A 20857-nucleotide genomic window follows, 5' to 3' on the forward strand; every position below is an offset into this window, starting at 1 on the left:
TCAATTATGTTATTAGCCTGGGGGGCAGTTGCCATCTGGGTAGCCTTTGTAATCTTATTAAATCGTAAAATTCATCCTAAAGCATTATTTGCTTTATTTATGGTGGAACTATGGGAGCGATTCAGTTATTATGGAATGCGTGCTTTGCTCGTTCTTTACATGACTTCTGAGATTGTAAAAGGAGGTTTTGCTTTTGATGATGCCAAAGCCTATGGAATCTATGCCGCTTATGGGGCATTGGTGTACCTCACCCCGCTGGTGGGAGGTGTACTTGCCGACAAGATTATGGGTTTTAGAAAAGCCATTATTTGGGGTGCATTGCTCATGGCGCTTGGACAATTTACGCTTTTCCTTGACAACCAAACCACTTTCTTTTTAGGTCTTGCCTTTCTCGTCATTGGAAACGGATTTTTCAAACCCAATATTTCCAGTTTGATAGGTAGATTTTATAAAGAAGGCGACCCCAAACGAGATGGTGCTTTCACCATTTTTTATATGGGTATCAATATTGGTGCATTTTTAACACCTTTAACTTGTGGTGCTATCGGAGAAATTGAAGGATGGAGATATGGATTTTTAACGGCTGGATTGGGAATGATGTTAGGCTATGTGATTTTTTTGCTTGCCCAAAAGAAAGGATGGTTGGAAGAATACGGCTATGCACCTGAAAGTGCTTCTACGCCTCTTGTTAATGGAATTAGCAACAAAATCCTTCCATTCTTGATTGTACTCATCATGATACCTATCGCTTGGGTTTTGGTAATTAATAATAGTGTAGTAGATATAGGATTGGCTATTTTGGCTGTATTGGTGATAGGATATTTATTGGTACAAGCTAAAAAGTACGACAAAGTTCAGATGCAAAGGATATGGGTAATTGTTATCTTATTGCTATTTACAACTATTTTCTGGACATTCTTTGAACTTGCAGGTTCCGCATTGAACTTATTTACAGAGCGTAACGTGGACAGACACATAGGTAGTTTTAATGCACCCACTACATTCTTTCAATCTGTAAATCCTTTATTCATCATGCTATTTGCGCCAATTTTTTCTTGGATATGGATTAAACTTGGCAATGCAGGAAAAGAGCCTGCCGCTCCTTATAAATTTGCAACGGGCTTAACTTTATTAGGTCTGGGTTATATTGTCTTGACCACAGGTAATAATTATGCAGTAGCAGGATTAGTACCGGCATTTTTCTTAATTATGCTATACTTGTTGCATACATTAGGAGAATTAACACTTTCTCCGGTTGGACTTTCATTAGTAACCAAACTTTCACCTGCAAAGATTGTCGGTTTGATGATGGGAATTTGGTTCTTATCTTCATCCATTGCCCACCAAGGCGGCAAGCACATTGCGGAGTTCACCACTGTAAGTGAAAGCAAAATTGTCAAGAGTGAGTCATTCAAGAATAGAATCGAAGATAAAAACATTGTTAAAGTAATAGAGAATGATGCATTTATAAAATCATTAGAGGATAATTCTGTTGAAAAATCACTGATAAGCGAGCAGATGTTAACTAACTTGAATCAAGCATCCGACACTCCCAGATATGCTATTGGCACAGTTCAGATTAAGGAGATAATGGATGAATCACTTAATGTAAGCAACCAAGACGAAAAAAATCAACTTATTGAAAAAGGCACTAAACACTTCTTGACTTATGGAAGTGTTAATAAAGATTTTGGTCAAATGTCAGAAGAAGCAGCTACTCAGTTAATCAACGAAAGTATCAGCGGTTCTGTGATTTCTTCCTTACGTGCAAATGCATTAGCATTAGGTATGGGAGTTTTTAGGATGTTAGGATTTATTGCTATCGGTTGCGCTGTTGTTTTATTCCTTCTGGGACCCACCATCAGCCGTTGGATGCACGGCATCAAATAACATTCAGATAATATTCAACACGTAAAAAGGCGGAAATATTTCCGCCTTTTTTGTTTCAAATTGTGAATAAACTTAAAATCTAAATTACTTACATTTGCCACTTTATTACAAACTAACTCAGTCGGATTAATGAAAAACAAATACATAGACTTAATTGAACAAACATTTGAATGGCCACAAGATGAATTTGATGTAGAAAATGGCGAATTAAACTTCCATGAAATTAACCTTATGGAGCTTGTGTATCAATATGGCACACCATTGAAGTTTACATACCTTCCCAAAATCTCTGAAAACATCAAAAAAGCCAAAAAATGGTTTAATGTAGCAATGGCAAAAGCCGACTATCAAGGTGAGTACAACTACTGCTATTGCACTAAAAGTTCACACTTTATTCATGTTATAGAAGAAGCATTAAAGAACGATATACACCTCGAAACTTCCTCAGCTTTTGATATCAACCTTATTCAGTCCTTGTATGAAAAGGGGCTAATCAAAAAAGACAAATTCATCATTTGTAATGGATTTAAACTACCTCAATACATTGAAAATATTGCAGAAATCATTGAAGACGGGTACTCCAATGTAATTCCCATTATTGATAACTTTAAAGAAGCCGATGCAATATTGGCAAGAATACAAGGTCCATTAAATGTCGGAATTAGGATTGCTGCAGAAGAAGAACCTAAATTCCCATTCTATACCTCACGACTTGGCATCGGATACAAAGACATCATTCCATTCTTCAAACAAAAAATCAGACCCCGCAAGAATGTAAAACTCAAGATGCTTCACTTCTTTATTAATACAGGGATTGAAGACGATGCATATTATTGGAATGAGCTGCATAAATGTTTGAGAGTTTATTGCGACTTAAAAAGATTTGAACCTGAATTGACCTGTTTAAATATTGGCGGAGGGTTCCCTATTAAAAACTCGCTTAAATTTGATTTTGATTATGAATATATGGCAACAGAAATCATAGCCCAAGTCAAGTCTGTTTGCGATTCACAGGGAGTGCCCGAACCGGATATTTTTACAGAATTCGGCTCATTCACTGTTGGCGAAAGTGGTGGCATAATTTATAAAATAGAAGAACAGAAAATTCAAAATGACCGCGAAAAATGGAACATGATTGACAGTTCTTTTATGACTACGCTCCCAGATTCTTGGGCAATCAACAAGAAATTCATCATGCTTCCTTTAAATCATTGGGATAATACATACGAAAGAGTGCTATTGGGTGGCATTACTTGCGATTCTGATGATTACTACAATTCAGATCAACATTCCAATGCTATATATTTACCGCGATTTGATCCTGAGGATCCTTTGTACATAGGATTTTTTCACACCGGTGCCTACCAAGACAGCATTGGTGGTTATGGCGGAATTCAACACTGCTTAACACCCTCACCTAAACAAATTCTTATTTCAAGGGATGAGGAAGGTGGTTGGGTTACAAAATTATTTAGCAAGGAACAGAGTTATAAAAGCATGTTAAAGATACTTGGGTATTGATGAAGTCTTATAAAAAATACTATCAAATCAAGGCAACACCTGAGGAGTTATATAAAGCGCTGACGTCTCCTTTAATAATTCAACTTTGGACGGGCGAGCCTGCCGAAATGAGTACTGAACCCGATTCAGAGTTTTCTTTGTGGGATGGGGATATTTGCGGAAGAAACATTGAATTTGAGAATGGTAAAAAGATTATCCAACAGTGGTATTTTGGAGATGATACTGATGAATCTATTGTAACAATCAAGCTACATCCACACAACAAGGGCACCTCCGTTGAATTAATCCACACTCATATTCCTGATGAAGCATATGATGACATTGTTATAGGATGGAATGAAATGTATTGGGGTGCTCTAATTGATTTTTTTGAAGAGGAATAAAAAAAGGCTGAAACTTTTAATTCCAGCCTTTGATTCAATACTGTGTTGACTCTTATTTACCTGCGGTTACTTTCTCAATCTCAGTTTGATAGAACTCCATATTTGTTCTATCTTTTTTGAATTTATAGAAATCTCTCAGAATTGTAAGAAGGTTTAATTTTTCTTGCTTATCCTTGATATCACCGGACTCGTATGCTTCTTTCAGAAAAGGGAGTGCCTTTTCATAAAGTGCATATTTTTTAATTTCTAAATCATCATACAAAGCAAAATTGGATGCATTTGCATTCATTTTTTCAATAATAGGAATAGTTTGCTCAATATACATTGCACCCATATTGTATTTTGCATCCATATTACCTTCGTTCAATTCAATGGCTTTCTTGTAATCTCTTTCAGCGGCTGCATAATCTTTTTTCTGGTGGTACAATGTGCCTCTATAAAAATAGTAATTTGAGTTTTCAGGGTCGGACTCAATAGCTTGATTAAACCTCACCAACAATTCATCTGTCTTGCCTTTAGCTAAAAAATAATTAATCTCTTCCACCAACAAATCTTTATTATCAGGATACAACTCTCGTCCTTTTTGCAATGATTCTATTCCTTTGGTTGAATCACCACTTTCGAAATAAGAATGGGCAAGAAAAATATACAGCTGAGGGTCGTCATATTTGTTTGCAATCAGCATGTTCAAATACTTTAATGCATTCGTTTTATCACCTCCTTCATTTGCATAATAATACATGCTCAACAATGATTTATTGGTGGTAATACCATTTTGCTTTAGGTTTTGTTTGTCATCATGAAGTGTGAGATTATAAGCTGCTTCAGCATATTTCACGGCTAAACCATATTGTTGTCTGTCACCGAATTTTCCTGCATCAATCATACAAAAATTAGCTGCATACAACATACTGCTATATACATCTTCTAATTCGCTTTTTTTCTTCTTCTCTGTTGAAATTAAATACTGATAGAAAGATTCAGCAGATTTAATCGAAGCTTCGGAATCAAGTTCATGGAACTTGGGGTCATCTTGGGCATTAGCTGCTATTTGCATATAGACTAAACCGCGATAGTAATACATCTTGGCAGTCCCTTTGGTGGTCTCATGAACATAGGCTTCATCAATCGATTGTTTGGCTCTGGGCAGGTCACTATTCTTAAGTGCAAACCACGCATCGGTTAAATTTTGTGATTGTGCAGAAACGTTGCTTGTGTAAGCGGAAGAAGCAATAAGCATCAAGGATATAAGTAATTTCTTCATAAAGTTGATTTTTAGTCTTTTAGTCAATCTCTCAATTATTGTGCCGTTCCTATATTTGTCATAGGAACGGCAACTTTGTTATTAATCTTCGTTAGGTTCTTCGTTATTATTTTCTTGTGAATTATCAGGGTTGATGATATCTTCAACATTGGCATCATTGATTTCGACTTCGGTATCGGCATCTTCGGCTTCAGGATCAAATTTTATTCTTGCTACAGAAGCTATGCTGTCATTATCCTTAATATTAATCAATCTGACGCCTTGTGTTGCTCTACCCATCACGCGCATATCTGCAACTCTGATTCTGATGGTCATACCCGAACGGTTAATAATCATCAATCCGTCCTTTTCTTCCACAGATTTAATAGCAATTAAATCACCGGTTTTATCAGTAATATTAAGAGTTTTAACACCTTTACCGCCTCTTCCTGTTATTCTGTAGTCATCCAAGTCAGTGCGTTTACCATATCCGTTTTCGGACACCACTAAAATGGTCGTTCCAATATCCGCTTTTGTATCCACACATACCATACCCACAACTTCGTCTTTGGTAGATTCCAGTGTAATACCTTTTACACCGGAGGCTGTTCTTCCCATTGGTCTTACAAGGGATTCATTAAACCTGATAGCTCGACCGGACTTCTTAGCTAAAACAACTTCGCAGGTTCCATTGGTGAGTTTTCCTTCGAGTAATTCATCTCCGTCTCTTACTGTAATTGCATTGATACCATTGGCTCTTGGTCGTGAATATGCTTCTAAAGAAGTCTTTTTAATAATACCTTTCTTGGTACAAAGAATTACATAATTGCTTTCTGTGTACTCTTTGTCGTCAAGATTGTGCACATTAATAAATGCTTTCACTTTGTCATCAGACGGAATCTGAATCAAATTTTGAATAGGTCTGCCTTTGGTTGCCTTACCACCTTCGGGAATTTCATATACTTTGAGCCAGAAACATCTCCCTTGTTCGGTAAAGAATAAAATGTAATTATGTGTGGAAGCAATCATCAGATGTTCAACAAAATCCTCATCTCTATGAATCACTCCTCTGTTTCCTCTTCCTCCTCTGTTTTGTTCTCTATATTCGTCTAAGGTTGTTCGTTTGATATATCCCATGTGTGAAATTGTAACCACCACATTTTCTTCAGGAATCAGGTCTTCAATACTGATATCATCAGCAGACAGAATAATTTCAGACCTTCGTTTATCATTAAACTTTTCTTTAATTTCGAGTAATTCGTCTTTGATAATTTTCATTCGCAGTTCAAACGATGCAAGAACTTCATTGTAGTATTTAATGAGTTCCATAATTTCCTTGTATTCCTCACGAATTTTATCTTGCTCAAGTCCTGTAAGCCTTTGTAATCTCATTTCCAGTATGGCTTTAGACTGGATTTCACTGAGTTTAAACTGCGCCATCAGACCGTCTTTGGCTTCATTAGGATTTTTAGATTTTTTAATAAGTTCTATGACTGCATCAATATTATCTAATGCAATCAACAATCCTTCTAAAATATGGGCTCGTTTTTGGGCTTCATCAAGCAAATATTCTGTTCTGCGGGTAACCACCTCATGTCTGTGGTTTACAAAATGTTTTATCAATCCTTTAAGATTCAACACCTCCGGACGACCATTTACAAGTGCAATATTGTTGATACTAAAAGAACTTTGCAGTGCAGTATATTTATATAATTGATTCAGCACTACATTCGGGATGGCATCGCGTTTGATGTCAAACACGATCCTCATTCCCTGCCTTCCTGATTCATCACGAATGCCACTGATTCCATCAATCACTTTCTCATTTACCAAATCTACCGCTTTCACAATAATTTGTGACGGACTAACCATATAAGGGACTTCGGTTACCACAATCATTTCTTTGCCGGTAGAAGAAGTTTCAAATTCAGCTTTGCCACGCATCACTACTCTGCCTCTGCCGGTTTCGTAAGCGCTACGCACTCCTTCCATTCCATATATAATTCCTCCCGTAGGGAAATCGGGGGCTTTGATATAGGTCATCAAAGTGGGGATATCAACATCATTATTGTCAATGTAAGCAACTGTTCCATCAATAACCTCACCTAATTGATGTGGAGCCATATTGGTTGCCATACCCACAGCAATTCCAGATGCTCCGTTCACAAGCAGATTGGGTATTTTTGCCGGCAATACGGTGGGTTCTTTTAGTGATTCGTCAAAATTGGGTCTAAAATCAACTGTATTTTTATCAATATCAGCCAACATTTCTTCCGCAATCTTTTTCATTCTTGCTTCGGTATAACGCATAGCTGCCGGTGGGTCACCATCAATAGAACCATAATTACCTTGTCCGTCCACCATAGTATATCGCAAACTCCAATCTTGCGCCATACGAACCATAGTATCATATACAGATGAGTCTCCGTGTGGGTGATATTTACCTAATACTTCTCCTACTATTCTCGCTGATTTCTTGTAAGGTCTGTTGTGCGCGAGTCCAAGGTCAGTCATTCCATAAAGGACACGCCTATGTACGGGTTTTAGTCCATCTCTGACATCCGGCAAAGCTCTTGATACAATTACCGACATTGAATAGTCAATGTATGCGGTTTTCATCTCATCTTCGATATTAATCGAAATGATTCTTTCTTCCATGTTTTCGGGGTTCTGATTATCCATTTTTACTCTTTCAAAAGGTGCTGCAATTTATAGTTAAAAGGGTTACAACTTTGGTTATTTGCTCACATAATTTTAACATGAATCAATTATTTAAGAAATGCACTTTATAATGTCATCAAACTCGATTATGGCTGACTCTTTATTTGTCCTAATTACAACTTATATACCTGATTACAACTTAGTTTACTCTTCTACTATTAATCTTCTACTAAGAGTCAAAATGTATTTATCTATAAATTGCTGCTTTTCTTTGGATTTGTATTGCTGAATGTACCTTGGATGTTCGAGTGGCACAATACTATCAAATAGCTTTTCTTCCTTATTAAGTTTATGAATAAAGTTCGCATTCTTAGTACCAAGCACATAAACCTCCTCACAATCTAATCCAAGTTCGATATGTTTTTTGAGCGATTCAATCATAAAATCCTTGACCATCTCAAACAGTTGTTTATCATCGTAGTAATTAGCATTTAACCATGAGCCATTATCAGACTTTCTGATGATGGCAAGCGGAAAGGGCGAATTGATATAAAATTGACCATAAAAACTCTTTGCACCACCATAAGCCATGATCATATCGTACAAAAAAACAGACGAAACCTCGTGTGTCTTTGCAGACTTCATTTTAATTCCACAAATAGAGTCTAATCTTTTAGTGTCTGTAAAAGGCACACCCGTAATACCGGCACCATGACGACTTGGATTGATTCCAATTATAAACTTGCGTTTTTGGTTGTCATTATAATATTGATGATAGAATTTCCTCATCACATCCATTGTTTCAGGGTTTTCAACAAATGGATTCATTACCTTAAATCCCTTTGGCAACTTCCCAACATAAGTAAGATTCTGATTAAATGTAATTATATTTTCTGCAATGGTTTCCAACATCTCTATTGTTCTATAGTCAAGTGCTTACAAAGTTAGGATATTTGACAACACTCCTTTTTTGTAAAAGACAAGTATTGTTTAAGCCAAAGAAAATATTGTCCAACGACTAATTTTAAGCTAATGTACATATCGAGTATTTTAAATCAAAAAGCAAATGTTGAAAATCGAAAATTTATCTATCTTTGCGCCCTCAAAATTTGGGAGAGGATATGGCTGTGGAACTCAAAGACTTTGAAATCGAATTTGTTAAGTTCAAAGAAGGTATTCACAATCTTGAATTCAATCTCACTTCTGATTTTTTCCTACTTTTTGAGAACAGTTCTTTGGATTCGGGAAACCTTAATGCAAACGTAGTATTTGAAAAGAAGAGCCAATCTTTACATTTTGATATGAAAGTGATGGGAAATGTAGGATTGTCTTGCGACCGGTGCTTAACCAAAATCAGCTATCCCATTGAAAATGAGTTTAAGTTACTTGTCAAAATTTCCGATCAAGTGGGTGATGAAGAGGAAGATTTGACATACATATTGCCCAGCGAACACTCTTTTAATATAGCCGGATATTTATATGAGATGATTAATCTTGCTATTCCTATGAGGAAAACATGTGAAGATATAGGTGAAAAGTGTGATGCAACAATACTTCAAAAATTACAAACCATAATGAATGAAGAAACAAAGGTAGAAGAAGCCAAAGAAATCAATCCCGAATGGGATAAATTAAAAGACATATTAAACAATTTAAAATAAAAAAAGATGGCACATCCTAAGCGAAAAACGTCAACAACCAGAAGAGACAAAGGTAGAACTCACCACAAATTGGGTTCTAAGCCCATGGTCGCAGACCCCGTTACAGGAGATGCAGGAATTTACCACAGAGTAAACCTTGCAACCGGAATGTACAAAGGGGTGAAAGTGATGAAAGGTAAAAACGAAGAATAATCACTTCATTCAATTCATCTGTGAATAAAATCAGAGTTGGAATAGATGTAATGGGCGGTGACTATGCCCCTCTTGAACCTTTGAAGGCAGTTAAAGCTATTATCAAAGATGAGGCACATGCCGATATTATACCCGTTTTATTTGGCGTAAGTGAGCAGATAAAACAAATCCTTAATGAATTGGAGTTAGACCACAGCCATTGTGAAATCATTCACTGTGATGAAGTAATCCAAATGGGTGAACATCCAACAAAAGCATTAACCCAAAAAAAGAATTCAAGTATTTCTGTTGGTTTTCAATTCCTTGCAGAAGGCAAAGTGGATGCATTTTTGAGTGCAGGTAACACAGGTGCCATGCATGTAGGAGCCATGTTTTCAGTGAAAACAATCACGGGTGTATTAAGACCAACAATCACTACAATACTCCCCAGACCGGACGGTTCTGTGGGAATTTTGCTTGATGTAGGAGCAAATGCCGATTGCAAACCTGAGGTACTTAATCAGTTTGCAACCCTTGGCTCGCTCTTTTACAAAGCTGTGTACAGCACTAATGGACAAGCTAAAGTAGGATTACTCAACATTGGCGAAGAGAAGGAAAAGGGCAATCTGCTTACACAAGCGACTTATCCACTTCTTGAAGCCAATGACAGGATTGATTTTATCGGAAATATTGAAGGCAGAGAGCTCTTCTCCAACAAAGCTGATGTGTTTGTCTGCGATGGATTTACCGGAAATGTTATTCTAAAAGTTGCGGAAGGACTCTTTTATAACCTTATGAAAAGAGGGATTAAAGATGAATATCTCGACCGTTTTAATTTCAAATATTATGGTGGCACCCCTATTCTGGGGGTAAATGCACCGGTCATCATTGGACACGGAATTTCTAAAGCCGATACTTTTATTAAGATGATAGAATTGGCAAAAGATGTAGTGGTGTCTAAAATGATTGATAAAATAAAATCCGCATTCTGAACTTTTTTCATTCATTTGCACTTAATTAATTATACAACTTAATGAGTAGAATAACTGCTGCAATCACTGCTATAGGAGGTTATGTCCCAAAGGATATTTTGACCAACAGTGATTTAGAAAAGATGGTGGACACTTCGGACGAATGGATTACCACTCGAACCGGCATCAAAGAAAGACATATTTTAAAAGAGCCCGGCAAAGGAAGCTCTGATATTGCTGTAGAAGCCGTAAAAGAACTATTAGTTAAACGCGGGATTTCAGCAAAAGAAATTGAACTGGTGATTTTCGCTACCGTAACAGGTGACCTTATTTTCCCTGCATCTGCTAATATTTTGTGTGACAAAATTGGAGCAACAAATGCATGGGGATTTGATTTAGGTGCTGCTTGTTCAGGTTTTTTATATGCACTTCAAACCGGTGCTCAATTTATTCAAGCAGGTACACACAAAAAAGTATTGGTCGTTGGTGTTGACAAGATGTCTGCCATCATTGATTACCAAGACAGAAATACATGCATCATATTTGGGGACGGTGGCGGAGCAGTTTTGCTCGAACCCAATGAAGAGGGACTGGGAATTCAAGATGCAATTCTTAGATCCGATGGTTCCGGCAGAGAATTTCTTTTTCAAAAATCGGGTGGTTCGCTCAGACCGCCTACAATTGAAACTGTTACAAATCGCGAGCATTACGTTTATCAAGAAGGAAAAACAGTATTCAAATTTGCTGTTACCAATATGGCGGATGTGTCTAAACGAATTATGGAGCAAAACAACTTATCATCTAACGATGTCAATTGGTTGCTTGCTCATCAGGCAAATAAAAGAATCATAGACTATACTGCTGAAACTATGGGGCTTCCATCCGAGAAAGTTCTCATGAACATACAACGTTATGGAAATACTACGAGTGGGACCATTCCGCTTCTTTTTAAAGATTATGAAAAACAATTTAAAAAAGGAGACAACCTGATTTTAGCCACATTTGGAGGTGGTTTTACTTGGGGTTCTATCTATCTCAAGTGGGCATACGACCCAAAATAATTTTCACATTCAATAATAACAACAAAAATTTTACCTTTGAACCAACATAAAAAAGAAAATATGGACTTAAAAGACATTCAAAATTTAATCAAATTCGTTGCTACACAATCGGTTGACGAAGTTGAAATTGAAAAGAAAGATTTCAAAATCACTATCAAAAAGAATGCGCCTATACAAATTGCAGCTACTCAACCTCAATTAATTCAGGCTAGTATTCCAACACCGCAAATAGCCCAACCGGCTGCAATTCCGGCTCAAACCCCTGCTGCACCGGCTACACCGGCAAAAGAGCCTGTTGCAACTAACTTGATTACTGTTAAATCACCGATGATAGGAACTTTCTATCGTTCTTCCAAACCGGAGAACCCTGCATTTGTTAGCGTAGGCGATGAAATCAAACCGGGAAAGGTGCTTTGTATTATTGAAGCCATGAAATTATTCAACGAGATTGAATCTGAAGTGAGTGGTAAAATTGTGAAGATTCTGGTTGATAATAACAGCCCTGTTGAATACGATCAACCTTTGTTCCTTGTTGAGCCTTAAGCTATTATTAAACTAATCATTTACCATTGTGTTTAAGAAAATATTAATTGCCAACCGTGGTGAAATTGCACTACGTATCATTAGAACTTGCAAGGAAATGGGTATTCCTACAGTAGCTGTGTATTCTACTGCTGACAAAGAAAGTTTACATATCAGATTTGCTGACGAGGCAGTGTGTATTGGAGCTGCACCCAGCTCTGAATCCTATCTTAAAATGAGCAATATTATTGCGGCTGCTGAAATTACCGGAGCAGATGCAATTCATCCCGGCTATGGTTTTTTGAGCGAAAATGCCAAATTCAGCCAAATATGCAGAGACAATGGCATTAAGTTTATAGGTGCTACTCCTGAGCAAATCATAGCAATGGGTGATAAATCCAATGCAAAAGCAACCATGAAAAAAGCCGGTGTGCCCACAATCCCGGGCTCTGACGGCTTGGTTGACGATATTGAAGAAGCAAAAAAACTTGCCAAAACAATCGGTTATCCTGTAATCATTAAAGCTACTGCGGGTGGCGGTGGTAGAGGTATGCGCGAAATTTGGAAGGAAGAAGATTTTGAAAGACATTGGGAAGCAGCCAAATCAGAAGCAGGTGCTTCATTTGGCAATGATGGAATTTACCTCGAAAAATTCATTGAAGAGCCTCACCACATTGAGGTGCAGATTGCCGGAGACCAATATGGAAAGGTATGTCACTTGTCTGAAAGAGATTGTTCTATTCAGCGAAGACACCAAAAATTAATTGAAGAAACCCCTTCTCCTTTTATTGATGAAAAACTCCGTAAAAAAATGGGAGAAGCCGCCAAAGCCGCTGCGCAGATTATCAACTACGAGGGCGTGGGGACAATTGAGTTTTTGGTTGACAAGCACAAGAACTTCTATTTTATGGAAATGAATACTCGTATTCAGGTGGAACATGCCATTACAGAAGAAGTTATTGACAGGGATTTAATCAAAGAACAAATCAGAATTGCTGCAGGCGACCCTATTACCGGAAAAGACTATTACCCTACAAAGCATAGTATGGAATGTAGAATTAATGCTGAAGACCCTTATAACAATTTCAGACCTAATCCGGGCAAAATTGAAACTTTGCACAAGCCCGGTGGACATGGGGTTAGAGTGGATACTCATATCTATGCAGGATACACGATTCCGCCAAATTATGACTCTATGATTGCTAAGTTGATTGTAACGGCTCAGTCTCGTCATGAGTGTATTGTTAAAATGGAGCGTGCATTGGGAGAATTTGTCATTGAAGGAATTCAGACAACTATACCTCTCCACTTGCAAATCCTCGCTGACCCAAACTTCAGAAAAGGTGAGTTTACGACTGCCTTTATGAATGATTTTAAGATTAAGTAACTTCGTACTTATACAATATTTCAAAACACAAACTCACCGATGGGTTTGTGTTTTTTTTTGCAATCATTTGAACTGATTAGTAAAGCACCAAAGATTATACTCGTCAAAACAAATACCTTGCTTCTACCCTGCCCACGTGCACAGTGGGAGCTGTTTGGTTCTTCCTACCTTCGTAGTTAAGTGTAATTTGAATGTTTTTGCCTATTCTTCCTCCAACAAGCAGTTGCCAATTTATGTTTTTTCCGTTTTGTAAGCCCCTGAGCATATTATAAGCTACCGGGCTAGAACTTATCCCGCTATAATTGATTTGGACAAAACTTAGTTTGCCATCAATGGTAGTAAGATTTTTTAAGAAAGTACGAAACTCTGCACCATATTCATTCCATGTTGCTTTTTCACCTCCATAGACAGGTTTGTTATAAGCTTCATAATACCTATAAAAACCTCCTAATCTGAATGATTTACCGGGCTGCCAAAACAGTTCGGGATTGGCTTCTATATAATCAAAGCGATAGTTTCTGTTGGATGAGAAAGTACTGTTAAATCCACGCTGTCCAAGCTCCCCTATGCTAATCAATGACCAATCTGCAGTAAAATTCATGCGAATGTTCAAGCTATTTTTTTCGATGTCGCGCGAGTCAAAACCTTGTATAAGAAATTGCTTTGTTTTGTTTTTTTGATAATTATATTCCATTCCAAATTTAGGGTTAGAACGATTGAAAAACAAAGTCCCTTTGAGGGATGAACCAAGATTGATGAGTGATGTGTCAGCAATATTAATATCCAAAGGATTAAATAAAGTTTGAAGACGGTTGTCTGTAGTTTTCCTGTCGGCACGATAGGAGCCTAAGGCATTAAATCTTGCCAATGTTTTCTTCAATCGATTTGCACTTTGCCATTTAATGGGCGGGCTAATACGCAGTGTTTGGTTGAACTCATTGGTATTTGATCTGATAAATTCATTGGTAGGAATAAGCACTTTAATAAAATTTGCTTGATCTTGAAAAACCGCAGTTTCAAACTCATTAATTTCTTGTATTCCATTTTCGTTATAGTCATGCCAAACATGGGTTCCTTGACCTTGTCGTACTTCTATATATGTAAATTCACGCTTTTGTTCTTGACCTGTCCCAATTTGATAATAAGTACTCGAGAGAATGGATTTATTGAACAACCCAAATTGATATTCAATACGAGAGAGTACCGTCCTGTCAGGCAGATTGCCGGCTTGCATTGTATCCTCATTTTCGACAGCACGATATGACAAAGTAAAATCTAATCTATCCTTCCATCGCTGACCTTCCTTGACAACATTCAAACTCAGATTGTTTGACATCACCGATTGTTCTAAGTTATTGCCTTTGGGTAGAAAATCAACCCGTCTGTTAAAATTCAAGCGACCGCTCAAATTCTCACTTTCATTTCGCTGAAGAGTCATACCTGACTGGAAATATCGATAACTTATCATCTCAAAGTTTGAACTTGTATCTGACTGAAAAAGACTTTGTTCACTTTCATATTCGGCACTAATAATATTTTTTCTAAAAAAAGTTTTAGATAGTGAACCACGTGATACATAGGAACTATTGTTCATACTAAAAACATTTTGATATAAATCTGTTTTTCGTGTTGTGGAATTGATAAAAGTAGTGTTATGTGTTAGTGCGAATCCTTTGTGATTGCCTGTCAGCCCATATCCAAATTGCAATCCATTGAACTCACCCATTTTTTGATACATAGCAGTGGTATAGCTTAAAGAAACCTTATCTCCAACACCGGCACTACCGGAGAAGTTCAAAATCCTCTCTTCACTTTGCGTTCTTGTAGCGGATGGATTAGAATACTGCCTGCTCCATGAACGTTCAAACTCTATGTCTCTGTAGCGCTCAACATAATTAAATCTCTTATCAGCCCACTCTATTGATAATTGATTCTGCCATTTCAGCTTGTTTTTATTATTTAATCTGAAATTGTCGTTGCGCACAACTTTAAGGTTACCGGCATAACCTCCATTTGTACTGTTGTCAATTGTCGAAAATGTATTTTGGTCTTTATTACTGGCAGCAAACTCCACCGAGATTACAGTATTACTATCGGGTCTATAATCTACTCCCGCAGTAAACATCTGCAATCTTTGTGGTGCTGTCAGTTGCACCAAAGGCGCATAATTACCCTGAGGAACCCCTCCTAAAGGTGCCACCCATTCAAAAACACGTCCATTGGCAAGACTTGCTTTTTGTCTGTAATTTCCTCCCCCTTGTTCAGTTCTTGAAAATATTGGCTGATAAAAAACCGAATCACTATCGGGGTTGTCCGTATAAACATAAATTTTTGTACCCATAGTATCAATCAGCCTATACATAATCCTATCTGTTTGAAAAGTGCTGAATTTTTTGACATTAGGCATATTCATCATTGCAGGGTTATTACCTGCCTCTGTCATAATATCTATTGCACTTCTGCTGGTAGATGAGTCATACAAATCCAGCGATTGCTGAAATGGCTGATTCTTATTATCTTGTTCCAAAAAATAGCTTCCACGAATAGTGAATTTATTTTTTTGAAAAATATCTGTTCCGTGGAAAACAGACCGACCATAATTTCTATCGGCATATTGAAATTCAACCACAATTCTACTGTATTGTGTAATCAGTGTGCGAGGCATAAATGTCAATGAACCTGTATTGTAATCAATCACATAATCATTCTGCTGACCTCGTTGCATCTGTTTCCCATCCACATAAACTGCCTCCGTTCCTGAAATGATAATAATAAACAATTCATTGTTTGAACCGGATAGCATATATGGACCTTGGTTGCCCTCCTGTCCCTGAATTTCATTACGTGCAAAACGCCCCCTTGAAACCGCAAGAGAAGCTTGTGTGAAATTTTGTCCTTTCCATAAAGAATCAACATGTGAAAACTGCAAGCCTCTTGATTTTTTATTAAACTTCATAAAATAATCTTGCCGATTACCTGCCATCGGGAAGTCTCCGACCGTCAGTTTTGAACTATCTTTCGAAAAACTAATATAAACTCTGTCAAAGTCCTGTATTTGCTGAGTGTTGCCCTCCGGCTGTATCGGATTATTTTGGTCAGAGATAGCAGCTTCAACCACAATTTCACTCCCAAGTTTACCATTAATCTGCAAGTTCATATCTGAGTTGACAGCCAAATCCTGTGTATTCCCCACACCAACACCACGCGATATATTTCCTTGAATATTCAAACCGTTTTGTTTGAAGATATCAGAAGGGTCATTATTGGATTGAGTGCTATATACAAAAGGGTTTTGTGCAAATGTGGGTTCAATCAAATTTGGGTCTTTATGAAAAGTCTTAAACTCAAAATTACGTGGTGCAAAAGCGCGTCCACTCACATCTATTGTATGACCAATATAAATCGGATTAAAAACAAAACACCCCAGTTCGGTCAAAATATGATAGTCACGACCTTGTTTTAAAATAGAATCACCGCTTTTAACAAAAACGGTTGAAGGAACAAAACGCATAGCACTATCAAAATAAACTGTATCGGACAATACTACTTGATGATATGTTCTAAGTGAGTAATAATCAGGATATTGTTGTGCTTGAGAAAAAAAAACGAATCCATAGAGCAGGGTTATTAATGCGACATTCTGCTTTACCCAATATACTTTATGGAAGTTGAGTTTCAAATTTTTGCAAGCGGCAAAGTAATATAAAATATAGTCCCTGTACCTTGAGTACTTTCAAATCTGATACTTCCACCGGCAAGTTCAATAATTTTCTTGGAAATTGCCAACCCTAATCCCATTCCAGAAGTTTTAGTACTGAAGTTCGGGTGGAAAATCTTTTCTTTCAGACTATCCTCAATCCCTACACCATTATCAGCGAATGCAATAGTAAGTATATTTCCTTCTATCTCAGCCGATATACTGAGCATACAAGTTTCTTCCTCTTTTTTTGCTTGATATGCATTCTTAATCAGATTTGTAAACACCCTTTTCATTTGGTCTTTGTCGGCAAGGATAAAGGCAGGTTTTTCTAATCCTTCAAGGGAAATGTCAAAATCTTCGGAATTAGAGAACAAGTCCACCATATCTCGCAACATAAGACTGATATCAATATTTGCCGGAACAGCCATAGGCATTTTAGCGAAAGAAGAAAACTCTTCAGCCATTTTTGACATCAAATCAATCTGGGTAACAAGCAAGTCTGAAACTTTTTTGATTTTTTCTTTAATTGAAGGGTCGGTTTCGGCAACCGATCTTTGCAAGTGTTGAATACTCAGGCGCATGGGAGTGAGCGGATTTTTGATTTCATGTGCCACTTGTTTAGCCATTTCGCGCCAGGCTCCTTCTCTTTCTGTCAGAGCGAGTTTCTCAATACTCACCTCGAGTTGATGCAGCACTGTATTGTAAGTTTTAACTAATTGACCTATCTCGTCATTACTTTGCCATGTAATTGCCTCATTCTCACCCCCTACTCTGAGTTTGCGTAAACTAAGCGCAATAATGGCGAGTGGGCGTGTGATTACTTTGGATAGAAAAACGGACAAGACCCCGGTTATTAGAAAAAATATAACAAAGATGTTTAACATATCCACCAGCAAAGAAGTTAGTTCTCTGTTGGTTTCCTGTTGGCGTGCAAAGAAAGGCAGATGAATATAGCCGGTTAGTTTCTGTTGATGATCAAAAAATGATTGATAAAAAGAACTGTATTTGTAACCATAAAGCCTTTCATTTTGATTGAATGAATACAATCTATCTTGTGTAAGTTTTTGATAGGCAACGGGATTCATGTATTCATTGATAACTGCATTTTTATATAAATCAGGACTTGACGACAACCACAATGTACCATTGAGATTAAACAAACTGATATCCAAATTGTAACTTTCCGACAAATCAATCAAGAATTCGCGCTTCGGACCGGTTTTATTTCCAAAATCCATAATACCCGATTTTTCGAGTTCTCCCGATATACCACGCATTTTTTCTAATACCTGCCTTTGTTGGGTATCTTCATAATTTTTGGAAATAAAATTAGCTACCATAAAGGTTCCCGCCACAAAACTCAAAATAAGTTCTACAATCAAAGCAGTCTGAATCTTGCGCTGCAAAAGCATATTTCTAAAAGAAGGCAAATAGAGTTTGGCTTTGTGACGTGTAAACAAACGGTTTATATTCAAAGTTATAATTCTAATTGCCAACCTTAGGCTCAACACACTAAACCAAATTAGAAAAATAGACAAAATTAAACCTGCAAAAACTGTAAAATAATTAGCTAAGGTACGCAGTGGGAACACTAACACTAATACCCTTTCAGGTTCAGGATGATAAACATAAATACTATATCCGTTTTGAATAAAAAATTCCTCTTGCTTATTGGAATGAAATTGTTCGTTAAACCTTTCAAAAGGGAACTCTGGACTAACACGGCTTAACTTATTATTCACATACAATGCATGGTAATATGTAAATGGGGAAAATGGGATACCGGCTGACTTTCCGGTAAACTCTGACAATGCCTTCTGTGATGTTCTTACTTTTTGACGCAAAAGGATAAATACCGATTGAAACTCCGGTGAGTTATACTCGCCTGTTATATGTGCAGAAATATAACCCGAAAAACCGCTGCTTTCCTTGACTTTGAGAAAACTGTGACTAAGCCCGTCTTCGCTCGTCTCCATGTAGATTTTGTAATAATTATCAAATCCTTGTTTTTGCAAATCGCTCCATGAATTGCTTGAACCCGAAAAAGACTTAATATAGATATCAAAATCACTCAGAAAGTCTATCAGATAGTCGTATTTCAGTATGCCTTCAAACTCTTCTTCGTTGAATGCAGAATCTTCATAAATACAACTTTGAAAAACATTATTTGATTCTAATTTATGTTCTGCTTCGAGCAATCGCCTTTCTAATTCCAGATCGCGCTCGTGCAGTATTTTGTATGCATATAGTTTACGGTACTCATGCTCTTTCTGTTCTAACAGACTATTGATTCTAAAGGTATTCAATAACACAAAAGCTACAATCAACAACATCTTTATCCAGTTCTCATTATCTCTGTTATAATGCAGAACAAAATACATCACCATGAATGCAAGAAACATCCATGCAAGAATAATGGCAGGCATATATATAAAACTTCCATTCCATAAAACCAATCCCGCAAAAGTTGCCTGTAAAACCAAGGATAGATAATAAACAAGGCTCTTTCTTTTTAGAGAAGCTGCAAACCAATCAACGAGTAACCCGCAAAGAACAAAGAGCAATGCCAGATGAAGCCCAATCAGTATAATCCCCAAAAGTGTATAAACATTTAATTCATCAATTACAACCGGGTCTAAATTGATTTTGGAGTCTATAATTAAGTGTTGTACTTCCGTAAGTTGCCAATAAATAAAGCCTGCAAGCAAAGCATTGACAATCAACAAAGCTGGAAATAACGAAATTGTTGAAGGCAGTATTCTAATTTTTCTTATAAATAACAGAAGAAAGCAAAGAATAACGATGTTTAAAAAATTCTCTGCATAAGAACTTGACCAATGAGAATGAGCAAAAAGTTCGGGCGAGAACATCGGACTCTGCGACAAAAAATGAAGCAATAATTCATTCGCTAATAATATCCTTATCGTTACTAAGAAAAACAATATAAACCCCGATTGAAAAAGGTATTGATCGGAGCTCATTATCCTTTTATAAACAAGTAACCTTATAATGAGCCATAAAAGCAAAATCAATGCAGGAATATAGAACCACAAACTGACATCAGAGTTAGTTTCGACATTCAGAATATTAACATAGAAATCAACCTTTTGACCGTTCAAGGACACGGGATAATAAGTTGAATCATGAGTTTCAGATTTAAGTTGAATTTCATCCTCTATCCCGCTCAATTTCACTGCCTTATTTTGTGGCATTCCATGAATAGTATTCGGGAAATTATGAGCAAGCTTTAATAGGGAATAATGCGAGAACCCAAGACTGTCTTTTTGAGAACAGACTCTGTAAAATCCATCATTAAAACTCAGATATTTAATTTGGAGAGAGTCGGAAATATTGTATTGTTTAAAAGCTACTTTATCTGAACTCCAAAAGACAGCACTATCACCTTTAAAAACAAAGAGTTGTAGAGGATACAAACTTGATTGATAACCATAAGAAGTTAAAAGTTTCTTCTGCGCATTGTCATACTTCTCAACATAGGATTTAAACTTTGAAATGACTTCCTCACGATGTGTGGTTTGGTTAGGAGCAATATTCTCTAACCATACGCCCACACAAGTCAGAATAAGCAATACAAAATGAAGTATATATTTCTTCAACATAGCACCCACAGCAGAAGTGCGAATGTAAAACATTTTGAAGTGAGCGTGTACGGATAATGAAGATAT

At 37.0% G+C, this 20857-nt stretch carries 14 protein-coding genes; 9 read left to right on the top strand and 5 right to left on the bottom strand.

Translation table 11 applies throughout. The annotated features are described in order from the left end of the window. Positions 1–6: 6 nt before the first annotated feature. The 3 genes from M9892_03485 (at position 7) to M9892_03495 (ending at position 3794) form a co-directional block, all read left to right on the top strand. Entirely contained in the window at positions 7–1890 is a 1884-nt protein-coding gene (locus M9892_03485; GenBank protein ID MCO5253411.1) for a peptide MFS transporter, read from the top strand. A gap of 129 nt (positions 1891–2019) precedes the next feature. Next, on the top strand, positions 2020–3411 hold the full coding sequence (locus M9892_03490; protein MCO5253412.1) for an arginine decarboxylase: 1392 nt from the start codon (positions 2020–2022) through the stop codon (positions 3409–3411). Then, the gene (locus M9892_03495; protein ID MCO5253413.1) at positions 3411–3794 is read left to right on the top strand and encodes an SRPBCC domain-containing protein; all 384 of its coding nucleotides are present in this window, start codon (positions 3411–3413) and stop codon (positions 3792–3794) included. Before M9892_03490 ends, M9892_03495 begins: the two co-directional genes overlap by 1 nt. A 52-nt stretch (positions 3795–3846) precedes the next feature. Here the strand turns inward: M9892_03495 and M9892_03500 are convergent, their stop codons facing one another. The 3 genes from M9892_03500 to M9892_03510 form a co-directional block, all read right to left on the bottom strand. Beyond that, positions 3847–5058 carry a tetratricopeptide repeat protein gene (locus tag M9892_03500; GenBank protein ID MCO5253414.1) on the bottom strand — a complete coding sequence of 404 codons (1212 nt, stop codon included), beginning with the start codon at positions 5056–5058 and terminating at the stop codon, positions 3847–3849. A gap of 81 nt (positions 5059–5139) precedes the next feature. Continuing rightward, on the bottom strand, positions 5140–7719 hold the full coding sequence (gene gyrA, locus M9892_03505) for a DNA gyrase subunit A (GenBank protein ID MCO5253415.1): 2580 nt from the start codon (positions 7717–7719) through the stop codon (positions 5140–5142). A 183-nt stretch (positions 7720–7902) separates the two neighbouring features. Beyond that, a complete protein-coding gene (locus tag M9892_03510; protein ID MCO5253416.1) occupies positions 7903–8610 on the bottom strand; it encodes an SMUG2 DNA glycosylase family protein in 708 nt (235 codons plus the stop codon). A gap of 182 nt (positions 8611–8792) precedes the next feature. Between M9892_03510 and M9892_03515 the strand changes: the two genes are divergently transcribed. From M9892_03515 to accC, 6 genes are read left to right on the top strand one after another with little or no spacing between them, the layout of a single operon-like run. Next, positions 8793–9359, top strand: a complete 567-nt coding sequence (locus tag M9892_03515; GenBank protein MCO5253417.1) for a DUF177 domain-containing protein — start codon at positions 8793–8795, stop codon at positions 9357–9359. Positions 9360–9365: 6 nt separating this feature from the next. Further along, positions 9366–9551, top strand: a complete 186-nt coding sequence (gene rpmF / locus M9892_03520; GenBank protein MCO5253418.1) for a 50S ribosomal protein L32 — start codon at positions 9366–9368, stop codon at positions 9549–9551. 29 nt (positions 9552–9580) lie between these two features. Continuing rightward, on the top strand, positions 9581–10522 hold the full coding sequence (gene plsX, locus M9892_03525; protein MCO5253419.1) for a phosphate acyltransferase PlsX: 942 nt from the start codon (positions 9581–9583) through the stop codon (positions 10520–10522). Between the two features lie 41 nt (positions 10523–10563). After that, on the top strand, positions 10564–11562 hold the full coding sequence (locus tag M9892_03530) for a ketoacyl-ACP synthase III (GenBank protein MCO5253420.1): 999 nt from the start codon (positions 10564–10566) through the stop codon (positions 11560–11562). A gap of 60 nt (positions 11563–11622) precedes the next feature. Beyond that, a complete protein-coding gene (gene accB, locus M9892_03535) occupies positions 11623–12105 on the top strand; it encodes an acetyl-CoA carboxylase biotin carboxyl carrier protein (GenBank protein MCO5253421.1) in 483 nt (160 codons plus the stop codon). A gap of 28 nt (positions 12106–12133) precedes the next feature. After that, positions 12134–13471: an acetyl-CoA carboxylase biotin carboxylase subunit gene (gene accC / locus M9892_03540; GenBank protein ID MCO5253422.1), complete on the top strand. Its 1338-nt coding sequence runs from the start codon at positions 12134–12136 to the stop codon at positions 13469–13471. A gap of 103 nt (positions 13472–13574) precedes the next feature. Here the strand turns inward: accC and M9892_03545 are convergent, their stop codons facing one another. Beyond that, on the bottom strand, positions 13575–17150 hold the full coding sequence (locus M9892_03545; GenBank protein MCO5253423.1) for a hypothetical protein: 3576 nt from the start codon (positions 17148–17150) through the stop codon (positions 13575–13577). Then, complete coding sequence (locus tag M9892_03550; protein MCO5253424.1) at positions 17147–20824, bottom strand: ATP-binding protein; 3678 nt, start codon at positions 20822–20824, stop codon at positions 17147–17149. The genes M9892_03545 and M9892_03550 overlap by 4 nt, the downstream gene beginning before the upstream one ends. Between the last annotated feature and the right edge of the window lie 33 nt (positions 20825–20857).

Source organism: Bacteroidota bacterium (genome assembly GCA_023957335.1).
GTDB lineage: Bacteria > Bacteroidota > Bacteroidia > NS11-12g > UBA955 > JALOAG01.